Genomic DNA, 15,153 nt, shown 5'->3' with positions numbered 1-15,153 from the left:
CGCATCGCCGTGATGCAACCCGCAGCAGGCGAGGAACAGGGCATGTCCAAGGCAGTCGAGCACCGCATGCAACGCGCCGTATCGCTTGCCCGTAAAGGGTGGGGTGCGTGCCTGCTCGCCATGCTGCTGCCGGCCACCTTGTTCGCCCAGTCCTACCCGAGCCCGCTCAGCAACACCGCCAACGTCGCGCCGCCCGCCGACATCGGCGATCTGGTGCCGGGCAACAACAGCGCCACCGACAGCAACGTGCTTGCCTTGCAGGCGCAGTTGAGCCTGTCGAAGAGCATCCTCGGCCCGACCAGCGTGACCGCGGGCGCGCCCGTGCAGTACCAGATCCAGGTCAACAACCAGGGCCCGTCCAGCGCGCTCGGCGTAACCGTGGTCGATGCGGTGCCGGTCCTGCTGACCAACGTCAGCTGGACCTGCACGGCGGCCTCACCGGCCTCGTCATGCGCGCTCGCCAGCGGCACCGGCAACAGCATCAGCGTGCAGGTGAACATCGGCGTCGGCGACGCGGTGACGCTGGTGGTCAGTGGCACGGCGCCCTCTGCCACCCCGGCAACCGTGCCGGCGAACACCGCCTCGCTGATCCTGCCGCCGGGCACCACCGATCCAACGCCGGGTGACAACAGCGCCACCACGCCGGCGATCAGTGTGCAGCCGGCCGCGATCGTGGCCGTGGCCGACGTATTTCCCGGCGTGATCGCCAGCACCGGCGGCACCACCTCCAGCGTGCTGGTCAACGACACCCTGGGAGGGGCGACGGTCGTGGCAGCGGACCTGATCGTCACGCTGCCGGCGGCGCCGACAGGATTCAGCATCGACAGCGACGGGCGGATCACCGTGCCCGGTGGCGCGCCTGCCGGCCGCACGTCGCTGGATTACCAGATCTGCGAACGGGTATCGCCGAGCAACTGCGCCACCGCCAGCGCCACCTTCGTGGTCGCCCCGTCGACGCTGTCCGACAGCTACAACGTGGCATCCGGCACGCCGTCGTTCAGCGGTACCGTGGCCACCAATGACAATGCCCCGCCGAATGCGCTGTATACCGCCACGAGCGCACTGCCGGCGGGTCTGGTGTTCAACGCGGATGGCAGCTTCACCCTGGCCCCGACGGGCGGAATCCTGTCGCCCGTGTCCTTCGAGTACCGCGTGTGCCTGCCTGCGCCCGATGCGGCGGTCTGCGCTTTCGCCAGCGCCGGCGTGCTGGTGGATGCCAACCAGCTGCTCGCCGTCGACGATGCGTTCCCCGCGCCGTTCGCTGCCGGTGCGGGAGGCACCACGCCGTCTGTACTGGGCAACGACACGCTCAACGGGGCCCCCTTTGCACCGGCGCTGGTCGTACTGACGCTGGCCACGCCGCCGGCGGGCTTCAGCATCGCGCCGACCGGCGAAATCACCGTGCCGGCCACGGCAGCTGCGGGCGTCACCACGCTGACGTATCGCCTGTGCGAAGCCGCCGTACCGAACAACTGCGATACCGCCGACGTCTCCCTGATCATCAGTCCGGATGCAGTGGATGACAGCGTGGCCACGCCGGGCGCCGGCCTGCCGGTGAGCGGCAACGTCGCGGACAACGACAACGTCGCGGCCGGTTCTGCGTTTACGGTGACCACGCTGCCGACGCGCGGCACGGTGGTGATGGATGCCTTCGGTGTATTCACCTACACCCCCGGCAATGGCAACACCGGTCCCGACCAATTCGTTTACCAGATCTGCCTGCCCGCACCGAACGCGTTGGTGTGCGATACCGCCACGGTCAACGTGCAGGTCGCGGCGAATGCCATCGATGCGGTGGACGACGTGATCACTATTCTGGTAGCTGCCAGCGGTGGCACGACGACCAGCGTGCTGGCCAACGATCTGCTGAACGGTGTGGGGGTCGCGCCGGCACAGGTCACGGTGGCCCTGCAGGGCGCGGCAGCAGACTACAGCGTGAACGCAGCCGGCCAGATCGTCGTCGCCGCAGGCGCACCGGCCGGCGCACAGACGCTCACCTACCGACTGTGCGAAGTGGCCACGCCGAGCAATTGCGATACGGCCACCGTGCAGCTGGTGGTGGCGCCGTCGGCCGCGGGCGAGAGCTTCAGCGCCACCGCCGGCGTTGCATTCCCCGGTGTGCTGAGCGGCAACGACAACCCCGCAACCGACGCGGTATACAACCTGCTGTCCGGGCCGACGGACGGCACCGCGACAGTGGCCCCCGATGGCAGCTTCAGTTACACCGCGTTGCCGGCCTACAGCGGTACGGACAGCTTCCAGTACCAGGTCTGCCTGCCCGCGCCCAACAGCGCGATATGTGCCACTGCCACGGCAAGCTTCGTCGTGACGGCTGCCGCCATCGCCGCCAACGATGACGACTTCTCAAGCACGCCGCTGACGGCGGCAGGCGGACTGACTGCCAGCGTCCTGACCAACGACACCATCAACGCCGCGCCGGTTGTCCCCGCACAGGCGGCGTTCGCGCTGACCGGTGCTGCACCGGTGGGGTTCACCCTGCAGCCTACCGGCGAGCTGAGCGTGCCGGCGGGCGCCCAAGCGGGCATCGTCAACCTCACCTACCAGCTGTGCGAGCCCGGCACTACCAACTGCGATACCGCCACCATCACGGTGCTCATTACGCCCGATGCGGTGGACGACGTGCTGTCGACCAATGCAGGTCGTCCCGTCAGCGGCAACGTCGCGATCAACGACAATGCACCGGCCGGCTCGCAGTTCACCGTGGTCGCCCCTGCGCCTGCAGGCCTGGTGTTCGCGGCCGATGGCAGCTTCACGTACACACCGCCGACGCTGTTCACCGGCCCGACCACGTTCGATTACCAGGTCTGCCTGCCGGCACCGCAGGCCACGGTCTGCGCGACGGCAACGGTGACCGTCAACGTCAATGCCGGCACGCTGCAGGCCAACGACGATGATTTCCGCTCGTTGATCCTGGATGCCAACACCGGCGGTACAACCAACAGCCTGCTGGCCAATGACACCCACAACGGCGCGATTCCGCCGGATCCGTCGGAAGTGCAGCTGACCCTGGTGGGCGAGCCGGCCGGATACGTGGTGAACAGCAACGGCACCGTCACCGTGCCCGGGGGCGCTGCGGCAGGCCAGGTCACCTTCGGGTACCAGGTGTGCGAAGTCGCGCTGCCGTCCAACTGCAGCTCGGCCAACGTGCTGCTGCTGTTGAGCCCGGTTGCGAACAACGACAACTTCAGCACCCAGGCGGGGATAGCGCTGAACAACAGTGTTGCCGCCAACGACAACGTTCCCGCCGGCAGTGCCTACGAAGTCAGCGGCACCGCACCGGCAGGCCTGGTGTTCAATGCCGATGGCAGCTTCATCTACACACCACCGCCGGGCACGCAGGGGGCCGTGACATTCGCCTACCAGGTCTGCCTGCCTGCTCCCAACACCACCGTCTGCACCACCGCGACGGTCACCCTGAACGTCAACGCGGGCACGCTGGTCGCCAACGACGATGACTTCCGCGCGACACCGGTGGATCCTGCGCTGGGCGGCAGCACCGCCAGCGTGCTGGTCAACGACAGCCTGGACACTGCAACGCCGCCAGCGTCCAGCGCCGTGCAGCTTGCGCTGCTCAATGCGCCGGCCGGTTACACGCTGGCCGCCGATGGCACCGTCAACGTCGCCGCCGGTGTGGTGGCCGGTGCCGTGACGCTCACCTACCAGCTGTGCGAAGCCGCATTGCCCAGCAACTGCGATACCGCCCAGATCTCGCTGGTGGTGTCACCACAGGCGCTGGCCGATGCGTTCTCCACTCCGGTCGGGCAGCTGCTCGCCGGCACGGTCGGCAGCAATGACAACGCACCGGTCGGCTCGGTCTACAGCGTCACCGGCATCGAACCCACCGGCCTGTCGTTCAGCCCGGATGGCAGCTTCCTGTTCAATCCACCGGTCAACTTCACCGGGGCGGTGAACTTCGATTACCAGGTCTGCCTGCCTGCGCCGGACAGCACCCGATGCAGCACGGCATCGGCCACGATCAGCGTCAATGCCGGCAACCTGGCTGCGCTGGGCGATGACTTCACTGCCACGCCGTTGCCGCCCGGTGGCAACACCGCGCAGAGCGTGCTCGCCAATGACAGCTTGAACGGCGTATTGCCGCCGGCGTCCGCTTCGGTGACGCTGCAACTGGTCGGCGCGCCTGCCGGCTACGCGCTCACCACCGACGGTCTGCTGCAGGTGCCGGCAGCGGCCACCGCCGGCGTCAACGTTCTCACCTACCAACTGTGCGAAGTGGCTGCGCCGGCCAACTGCGCCAGTGCACAGATCACCGTGGTCGTGACGCCGCAAGCCAGCGACGATGCGCTGTCCACGCAGGCCGGCCGATTGCTCAATGGAAGCGTGGGTGACAATGACAACGCGCCGGCGGGTTCGCAGTTCCGCGTGACCGGCGTAGCGCCGGACGGGCTGTTGTTCAACGGCAATGGCACCTTCACCTATGCCCCGCCGGTGGGCGTGGCCAGCCCGGTGTCCTTCAGTTACGACGTGTGCCTGCCGGCGCCGTACGCCACGCTGTGTTCCAGCGCCAACGTCAGCATCAACATCAACGCCGGCACGCTGGTGGCGGCGGATGACGACTTCAGCGCCACGCCGATCAATCCCACCCTGGGTGGCAACACCGCCTCGGTGCTGGTCAACGACAGCCTGGATGGTGTGAGCCCACCGGACCCCGCCAGCGTGGTGGTGACGCTGCCTGCCGCCCCGGCCGGTGTCAGTATCGGTAATGACGGCGTGCTGACCGTGGCGGCCGGCACGCCGGCCGGCGCGCTCACCGTTACCTACCAGCTGTGCGAAGCTGCGTTGCCGTCCAACTGCGATACCGCCAGCATCCGCTTGGTCGTGTCGCCGCAGGCGGTGGCCGACGCGGTATCGACCCAGGTCGGACAGGCGGTCAGCGGCAACGTGGGCGCCAACGACAACAGTCCAGCAAACGCGCAGTTCGTGCTGACCACGGCCAGTCCGGCTGGCCTGGTGTTCAATGCGGATGGCAGCTTCGTGTTCACCCCGCCGACCGGCGTGGTCAGCCCGGTCACGTTCGGCTATCAGGTCTGCCTGCCGGCACCGGATGCCGCACTGTGCTCCGGCGCCACGGTCACCCTCAACGTCAACAACGGTGCGCTGTCCGCAGCGGACGACGACTTCAGTGGCAGCGCGCTGCTGCCGGGCAGCAGTACCGGCAGCGTGCTGGCCAATGACACGCTCAACGCGGTGACCCCGCCCGCATCGGCTGACGTGCTGCTGTCCCTGGTCGGCGCGCCGGCCGGCTATGTGATCAATGCCGACGGCACGATCGGGATTCCCGCCGGTACGGCCAGCGGCCGCGTGCTGTTGACGTACCAGGTGTGCGAAGCCGCCGCGCCCACCAACTGCGATACCGCCCAGGTATCACTGCTGCTGACCCCGCAGCCGTTGGATGACGTGGTGTCCACGCCAGTGGGCCAGGCCGTCAGCGGCACCGTTGGCAGCAACGACAACGTGCCCGCTGGCGCGGCGTACGCCGTCGTCGGCGCCGCCCCGGCCGGGCTGGTGTTCAATGCCGATGGCAGCTTCACTTTCACCCCGCCGGTCGGCGTGGTGAGCCCGGTCACCTTCGACTACCAGGTGTGCCTGGCCGCGCCGGATGCAACGGTGTGCGGCACGGCCACGGTGACGATCAACGTCAACAACGGCGCGCTGTCGGCGGTGGCAGACGACTTCCGTGGCACCCCGCTGCTGCCAGGTGACAGCACCGCCACCAGCGTGCTGGCCAACGACACCTTGAACGGTGCCACGCCGCCTGCGGCGGCCGCTGTGGTGCTGAGCCTGGTCGGTGCACCGGCGGGTTACGCGATCAACGCCAACGGCACGATCAGCACGCCGACCGGCGCGGTATCCGGTGTGGTGAACCTGACGTACCAGGTGTGCGAGGCCGCCGCGCCGACCAACTGTGACACCGCACAGGTCGGCCTGCTGCTGACCCCGGTACCCACGCCCGACGCCCTGACCGTGCTGGCCGGGCAGACCGTGCTGGGCAACGCGGGCAGCAATGACAACGTGCCGCCCGGCGCGGTCTTCAGCGTCGTCGGCACCGCCCCGGCCGGCCTGCTGTTCAACGCCGATGGCAGCTTCAGCTACGCACCGCCGATCGGCACGACGGGCGCAGTGAGCTTCGATTACCGCGTGTGCCTGCCGGCACCGGATTCCGCTGTATGCGGCACGTCCACGGTGACCCTGACGATCAACAGCGGTGCACTGCTGGCCGCCAACGATGACTTCAGTGCCGCCCCGTTGCTGCCGGGCGCTACCAGCGCCGCCAGCGTGCTGGCCAACGATGCCTTGAACGGCGTCAGCCCCGCGCCGGCCAACGAGGTCACCCTGCGCCTGATCGGTGCGCCGGCGGGCTTCGCCATCAACGCCGACGGCACGATAGCGATCACGCTGGCCGCGCCGTCCGGTGCCGTCAGCCTGGACTACGAGCTGTGCGAAGCCGCCGCGCCGAGCAATTGCCAGACCGCCAGCGTCGCAGTGGTGGTGGTGCCGGCCCCGGTGGCCGATGTGGTGTCCACGCTGGCCGGGCAGGCGGTGACCGGCAACGTCGGCGGCAACGACACCGTTCCGGCCGATGCCGTGTTCACCGTGCCGGGCACGGCGCCGGACGGCCTGCTGTTCAACGCCGATGGCAGCTTCACCTATACCCCACCCCTCGGCGTTGCCAGCCCGGTGAGCTTCACGTACCAGGTCTGCTTGCCTGCGCCGAACGGCACCGTGTGCGGCACCGCGTCGGTCACGATCAATGTCAACAACGGCGCGCTGGATGCAGTGGCGGACGACTTCAGCGGCACAGCGATCCTGCCCGGTGGCAGCACGCCGAGCGTGCTGGCCAATGACACGCTCAACGGGGTCACGCCACCGGCGGCCGCATCGGTCGTGCTGAGCCTGGTCGGCGCACCGGCGGGCTATGCCATCAACGCCGATGGCACTCTCAGCGTGCCCAGCGGCGCGCTGTCCGGGCCGGTGGCTTTGACCTACCAGGTGTGCGAAGCCGCGGCGCCGACCAACTGCGACAGCGCCGATGCCAGCCTGCTGCTGACCCCGGTGCCGTCCAACGATGTGGTGTCGACGTCGGCAGGGCAGGCCGTGGCCGGCAGTGTCGGCAGCAACGACAACGTGCCCGCCGACTCGGTATTCAGCATGGTAGGCGCCACCCCGGCCGGACTGGTGTTCAACGCTGATGGCAGCTTCCTCTTCAATCCGCCGACCGGCGTGGCCAGTCCGGTCACGTTCGATTACCGGGTGTGCCTGCCTGCGCCGAACGGTGCGGTGTGTGGCACTGCGTCGGTCAGCATCAACGTCAACAACGGGGCCCTGGACGCCGCCGTCGACGACTTCACCGCCACTGCATTGCTGCCCGGTGCCAGCACCTCCACCAGCGTGCTGGTCAATGACACCTTGAACGGGGTGAGTCCGCCTGCGGCCGGTACGGTGATCCTGAGCCTGGTGGGTGCGCCGGCCGGCTATGCGATCAATGCGGCCGGCTTCATCAGCACACCGGTTGGCGCGACATCCGGTGCGGTCAACCTGACCTACCAGCTGTGCGAATCCGCCGCGCCGGCCAACTGCGACACCGCCCTGGTCACGCTGGTGCTCGCGCCTGCGCCTGCCGCCGATACGGTATCGGTGGCTGCGGGTCAGTCCACCAGCGGCAATGTCGGCAGCAATGACAACGTGCCGGCGGGCGCCCAGTTCAGCGTCACCGGCATCACGCCGGCTGGGCTGGTGTTCAACGCCGATGGCAGCTACACCTACACCCCGCCGGTGGGCGTGGTCAGTCCGGTCGGCTTCACCTATCAGGTCTGCCTGCCCGCGCCGTATGCCGCGGTGTGCGGCACTGCATCGGTGACCATCAACGTCAATACAGGCACGCTGGCGGCGGCGAACGATGACTTCAGCGGCACGCCGCTGGTGCCGGGCGGCAGCACGGCCAGCGTGCTGGCCAACGACGCGTTGAACGGTGTCAGTCCGCCGCTGGCCAGTGATGTCGTGCTGAGCCTGGTCGGTGCACCGGCCGGTTACGCGATCAATGCGGATGGCACGATCGCCACCCAGGGCGGTACGCCGGCCGGCGCCGTTACCCTGACTTATCAGATCTGCGAAGCCGCCGCGCCGGCCAACTGCGATACGGCCACCGCGTCGCTGCTGCTGACGCCGGTGCCGGTGGCCGACGTCGTCTCCACGTTGGCTGGCCAGGCCGTGAGCGGCAGCGTTGGCGACAACGACAACGTGCCCGCTGGCGCGTTGTTCAGCGTGGTCGGCACGCCGCCTACGGGGTTGCTGTTCAACGCCGATGGCAGCTTCACTTACACCCCGCCTGCAGGGATCACCGGCCCGGTCAGCTTCAGCTACCAGGTGTGCCTGCCCGCACCGAACGCAACCACCTGCGGTATCGCGTCGGTCACCATCAATGTCAACAACGGCGCGTTGGATGCGCTCGCCGATGACTTCAGTGCCGTGGCCGTGCTGCCGGGTGGGAGTACACCCAGCGTGCTCGCCAACGACACGCTCAACGGGGTCACGCCGCCTGCGGCCGCCTCGGTGCTGCTGAGTCTGGTCGGCGCACCGGCCGGCTATGTCATCAACCCGGATGGCACCGTCGGCGTGCCCGCAGGCACGTTGTCCGGGCCGGTCACCTTGATTTATCAGCTGTGCGAAGCAGCAGCGCCTGGCAACTGTGACAGTGCGCAGATCAGCCTGCTGGTCACGCCGGATCCGGCCAATGATGTCGTATCCACGCCGGCCGGCCAGCAGGTGGTGGGCAATGTCGGCAGCAACGACAACGTGCCGGTGGGTGCGGTGTTCTCGGTCACCGGCAGTGTGCCTGCGGGGCTGGTGTTCAACCCCGACGGCAGCTTCAGCTACAGTCCGCCGGCCGGCACCACCGGACCGGTCAGCATCAGTTACCAGGCGTGCCTGCCGGCACCCAACGGGGCCGTCTGCGGCAACGCGATCCTGGTGATCAACGTCAACAACGGCGCCTTGTCGGCCGTTGCCGATGATTTCAGCGGCACCCCGTTGCTGCCCGGTGCGACCACCACGGCCAGCGTGCTGGCCAACGACAGCTTGAACGGTGCAACGCCGCCTGCCCCCGGCACGGTGACGTTGTCGCTGCTCGGTGCGCCTGCCGGATACGCGATCAACGCCGACGGCACGCTCGTCACCGGCACCGCGTCCGGTGCAGTCACCTTGACGTACCAGCTGTGCGAAGTCGCCGCACCCGGCAACTGCGACACGGCGACGGTGTCGCTGGTGCTGATACCTGCTCCGGTGGGCGATACCCTGTCGGTTGCCGCAGGCCAGACCGCCACCGGCACTGTCGGCAGCAACGACAACGTGCCGGTCGGCGCCTCCTTCAGCGTGCAGGGCACCGCGCCCGCTGGCCTGTCCTTCAACGCGGACGGCAGCTTCAGCTACACGCCACCGGTGGGCACCATCGGGCCGGTCAGCTTCAGCTACCAGGTGTGCCTGCCCGCACCGAACGCCACGGTGTGTGGCACCGCGGGCGTAACCATCACCCTGGGCACGGGCTCGCTGCAGGCGGGCGACGATGACTTCAGCGGTGCGCCGCTGCTGCCGGGTGCCACGACGCCCAGCGTGCTGGCCAACGATGCATTGAACGGCGCCACGCCGCCGTCTGCGGCGAGCGTCGTGCTGTCCCTGGTCGGTGCGCCAGCCGGCTATGTGATCAACCCGGACGGAACGATCTCCACTCCGGCTACCACGCCTTCGGGCCCGGTCGCGCTGACGTACCGGATCTGCGAGTCCGCTGCGCCGACCAACTGCGTCACCGCGGCGGTGTCGCTGCTGCTGACGCCGGTGCCGGCCGCCGATGTGGTCTCCACGCTGGCCGGGCAGGCAACCACCGGTACTGTCGGCAGCAATGACAATGTGCCCGCCGGCTCGTTGTTCAGTGTCGTGGGTACGGCGCCTGCCGGCCTGCTGTTCAACGCCGATGGCAGCTTCACCTATACACCGCCTGCCGGTGTCGTCAGTCCGGTCACCTTTGACTACCAGGTGTGCCTGGCGGCGCCGAACGCCACGGTATGCGGCACGGCGTCGGTGGTGATCAACGTCAACAACGGTGCACTGGATGCGCTGGCGGATGATTTCAGCGCCACCCCGGTCACGCCCGGTGCAAGCACCCCCAGCGTGCTCGCCAACGACACGCTCAACGGCACCACCCCGCCGGCGGCAAGTGCCGTGTTGCTGAGCCTGGTCGGCGCGCCGGCCGGCTATGCGATCAACGCCGATGGCACCATCAACGTACCCGGTGGCACGCTGTCCGGCCCGGTCACGCTGACGTACCAGCTGTGCGAAGCGGCTGCGCCCGGTAACTGCGACAGTGCCCTGGTGACGCTGCTGGTGCGTCCGGCGCCGGTCGATGACGTGCTGTCCACGCCGGCGGGCCAGCCGGTGGCGGGCAACGTCGGCACCAATGACAACGTGCCGGTCGGCGCGCAGTTCACGGTGATCGGTGGCACGCCGCCCGGTCTGCAGTTCAACGTCGATGGCAGCTTCACATTCACGCCGCCCGCAGGCACCACCGGTCCGGTGAGCTTCACCTACCAGGTCTGCCTGCCGGCACCGAACGCAAGCATCTGCGGCACCGCCTCGGTGACCCTCAACGTCAACAACGGCGCGCTGGCGGCACAGGCGGATGACTTCAGCGGTACGCCGCTGCTGCCCGGCGCGACCACCGCCGCCAGTGTGCTGGCCAACGACACCTTGAACGGCGTCTCGCCGCCTGCGGCCGCTACGGTCACGCTGTCGCTGGTCGGCGCGCCGGCCGGTTATGCGATCAATCCGGACGGCACCCTGGTCACGCCGAGCGGCACGGTGTCCGGGCTGGTGACCCTGACCTACCAGGTCTGCGAGGTGGCTGCGCCGAGCAACTGTGATACCGCGACGGTGTCGCTGCTGCTCACCCCGGCACCCGCAGCGGACAGCGTCTCGGTGGCCGCAGGCCAGACCACCAGCGGCAACGTCGGCAGCAACGACAACGTGCCGGCTGGATCGCTGTTCAGCGTGGTCGGCACGCCGCCGGCCGGCCTGGCACTCAACGCCGACGGCAGTTACAGCTACACGCCGCCAGCCAGCACCACGGGCCCGGTCGGCTTCACGTATCAGGTCTGTCTGCCCGCGCCGAACGGGAGTGTCTGCGGCACGGCGACGGTGACCATCACGGTCGGCGTCGGCACCGTGGTTGCCGGTAACGACGACTTCAGCAGCGCGTCTCTCGTGCCTGGCGGCAGCACGCCCAGCGTGCTGCTCAACGATGCACTGAACGGTGTCACCCCGCCGCCCGCCAGCAGCGTGGTGCTGAGCCTGGTCGGCGCGCCGGCCGGCTACGTGATCAGTGCGGACGGCACGATCGGCACGCCGCTCGCCGCGCCGTCCGGCGCGGTGTCGCTGACCTATCGGGTATGCGAAGCCGCCGCACCGGCAAACTGCGCGACCGCCAACGTCGTGCTGGTGCTCACCCCGGTTCCGGTGGCCGACGTGGTATCCACGCTGGTCGGCCAGCCGGTGACCGGCAACGTCGGCAGCAATGACAACGTGCCGCCGGGTTCCAGCTTCAGCATCGTGGGTGCCACGCCGCCGGGGCTGGTGCTGGATGGCGATGGCAGCTTCAGCTACACCCCGCCCGCTGGCAGCAGTGGCCCGCTCGGCTTCAGTTACCAGGTCTGCCTGCCCGCACCGTACGCGGCCACCTGCGGCATCGCCTCGGTAACGATCAACGTCAACACCGGCACCCTGCTGGCCGCGGACGATGACTTCAGTGCCAGCCCACTGCTGCCGGGCGCTGTCACCGCCAGCGTGCTGGCCAACGACGCGTTGAACGGGGTGACGCCGCCGGCTCCGGCCAGCGTGCAGCTGAGCCTGGTGGGTGCGCCTGCGGGCTTCGTGATCAACCCCGATGGCACCGTGACCGTGCCAGTGGGCGCGCTCGCCGGTGCCACCACGCTGAGCTATCAGGTCTGTGAGGCGGCTGCGTCCGGCAACTGTGCCAGCGCGATCATCCGCCTGGTGGTGACGCCGGTGCCGCTGCCCGACGTGGTATCGACCCCGGCCGGCCAGCCGGTCAGTGGCAACGTCGGCAGCAACGACAGCATGCCTCCGGGCGCCACGTATTCGATTCCCGGCGCCACGCCGCCGGGCCTGGTGTTCAACGCCGACGGCAGCTTCACCTATACACCGCCGGCAGGTACCACCGGCCAGATCGGCTTCACCTACCAGGTGTGCCTGCCCGCACCGAATGCCGCCGTATGCGGTACCGCGGCGGTGACGTTGAACATCAATACCGGCACGCTGTCCGCACAGGCTGATGATTTCACTGGCGCCCCGCTGACGCCGGGCAGCAGCACCCCCAGCGTACTGGGCAACGACACCCTCAACGGGACCACCCCGCCGGCATCCGCTGCGGTGGTGCTGAGCCTGGTGGGCGCACCGGCGGGCTATGTGATCGCGGCGGACGGCACGATCACCATCCCGACCGGTACCTTGTCCGGGCCGGTCGCGTTGACCTATCAGGTGTGCGAAGCCGCGGCACCGGGCAACTGTGATTCGGCCACGGTGTCGCTGCTGCTGGTTCCCGCACCGGCGGCCGACAGCGTGTCTGCCTCCGCAGGGCAGACCGCCAGCGGCAATGTTGGCAACAACGACAATGTGCCGCCGGGCTCCAGCTTCAGCCTCGTCGGTGCCGCACCGCCCGGTCTGTTGTTCAACGCCGATGGCAGCTTCAGCTACACCCCGCCGCCGGGCACCTCCGGCACGGTTGGCTTCACCTACCAGGTCTGCCTGCCTGCACCCCACAGCGCGGTCTGCGGGACGGCGACGGTCAGCATGACGGTGGCCAGCAATGTGGTGCTGGCGGTCAACGATGACTTCAGCAGCACCCCGGTGGATCCGTCGGTGGGTGGCACCATCGCCCGCTCGGTCCTGGAGAACGACACCTGGAACGGCGCAGCGCCGCCGCCGGTGGGCAGTGTCACCGCCACCCTGGTCGGCGCCACACCGGGCTATACGATGAACAACCAGGGCCAGCTGATGGTGGCACCGGGCGTGCAGCCGGGCCAGGTGCAGCTGAGTTACCAGTTGTGCGAAAACGGTGTGCCGGGCAACTGCTCGACGGCGATCATCACCGTACTGGTGCAGGGACCGGTGGGTGCGCTGCTGGCGGTGGACGACACGGCGGGTCCGCTGCCGGCGGGGCAGGGGGCGACCAACCTGGTGAACGTACTTGCCAATGACACGTTCAACAGCGCGGTTCTGGATCCCGCACAGGTCACGTTCGCACCGGTTGCCACGGCGGCGCTGAGCTTCACCGCGGACGGCGGCCTGAACGTGGCGGCGGGGCTGTCGCCCGGCAGCTACAGCACCACCTACACGATCTGCCTGATCAACCAGCCCACGGTCTGCGACACCGGCACGGTCAGTGTCACCGTGGTTGCCAGCAGCGACCGCGTGGTGGCACAGGATGATCTGATCGAGATGCCACAGAACGGTGTGGTGGAGATCGACGTGCTGGGCAACGATCGCATGGACGGCACGCCGATCGACCCCGACGCGGTGGTGCTGAGCATCACCTCACCGCCGCCGTACGGCACCGCCGAGGTGATGGCGCGGGCCCGCATCCGCTTCGCGGTGCTGGCCAACTTCGCCGGCCAGCAGAGCTTCGATTACCGCGTCTGCGAAGCGACGGATGCGAGCCAGTGTGCGGATGCCACGGTGAACGTCATGGTCGATCAGAACGTGCTGGCGCTGGCTGACGACGTGGTCACCACTGAAACCAGCGATCCGATGGCGATCGATGTCATGGCCAATGACAGCGCACGCATGGCCGTGCTGGACCCGGCGTCGCTGCAGATGGTGGTCGCGCCGAGCGCAGGGACGGCGTGGTGCGGCAATGGCAACTGCACGTATACGCCAACGGCCGGTTTCTTCGGCACCGACAGCTTCCGCTATCGCCTGTGTGATGTGTCCATCCCCACGCCGATGTGTGCCGAGGCCAACGTGGCGGTTACCGTCGCCGGCCAACAGGCCACCCTGCGGCTGACCAAGACGGCGGCCAAGCGCAGTGCGCAGATCGGCGACCTGGTGCGCTACACGGTCACCATCGACAACGTGGGTGACGTGGATGCCAACGGCGCAACGCTGCTGGATACGCTGCCACCGGGCTTCAGCTTCGTCAGTGGCGGCTTCTCGGTGCGTGATGCGGACAATGCCGCGCGCACCAGTGGCGTGCAGCCGCTGCGCATCGAAGGCATCGATATCGCGGTCGGCGAGAGTGCCACGGTGGTGTATTACCTGCGCGTGGGTGCAGGCACCGGCACCGGGCTGCACACCAACCGCATCACCGCGATCGACGGGCAGAACCGCAGCATCGGCAACATCGCATCGGCGGACGTGGACATCACGGCGGATCCATTGCTGGATGAAAGCCTGATCGTCGGCACTGTGTTCGATGACCGCAATGGCAACGGCATCCAGGAGCCTGGCGAGCGCGGCATCCCCGGCGTGCGTGTCGCGGCGGTGGAAGGCCTGCTGATGGAGACCGATGCGTTCGGCCGCTATCACCTCGTCGGCATCCAGGGCGGCGGCGCACGCGGTCGCAACTTCATCCTGAAGGTGGACCCGTCCACAGTGCCGGCCGGTGCACGCTTCACCTCGCCCAATCCGCTGGTTCGCCGTATCACGCCCGGGGTACCGGTGCGCTTCGACTTCGGTGTGGTGATGCCTGCCGGTGAGATCGCGGTGCAACCGGCGCACGCCAGCGGTGCGGTGATTGAACTGGGTGACGGGCTGTTCGAACGCGGCACGGCCCGCCTTGCTGCGGGCACCGCCACCGTGCTGGACAAAGCCGCGCAGGCGCTCACGGCACGCGGCGGTGGCCGCCTGCTGATCGTGGCTGCGCCGGACCAGCAGGCACTGGCACGGCAACGTGCCCAGATACTGGGCGCTGCGATCAGCGGTCGCCTGGCGACCGACGTGGCCGCCGCCGCACGCATCGACGTGGTGAGCCCTGGTGACGAGAGGGTGCTGCACAGCCTGCGCCTGGATGACCCGCCTGCCGCTGCAGGCACCCGCGGGGAGGGGCGCTGA

1 protein-coding gene is annotated in these 15,153 nt (G+C 68.6%); it reads left to right on the top strand.

Annotated elements, in window-relative coordinates:
* Positions 1 to 42: 42 nt before the first annotated feature.
* Positions 43 to 15,153, top strand: coding sequence for an Ig-like domain-containing protein (locus tag IFT58_RS07040; RefSeq protein WP_192094306.1), 15,111 nt, complete (start codon positions 43 to 45; stop codon positions 15,151 to 15,153).

The sequence above is a fragment of the Stenotrophomonas sp. CFBP 13718 genome (assembly GCF_014842145.1).
Taxonomy (GTDB): Bacteria; Pseudomonadota; Gammaproteobacteria; order Xanthomonadales; family Xanthomonadaceae; genus Stenotrophomonas.
Note: the sequence above shows the minus strand (reverse complement) of the source record. Positions and strands in the feature narration are given on the sequence as shown.

What these genes read in the sequence shown, in the direction of transcription:
- IFT58_RS07040 (WP_192094306.1), top strand. Translation starts at nt 43, where the DNA reads ATGTCCAAGGCAGTCGAGCACCGCATGCAACGCGCCGTATCGCTTGCC.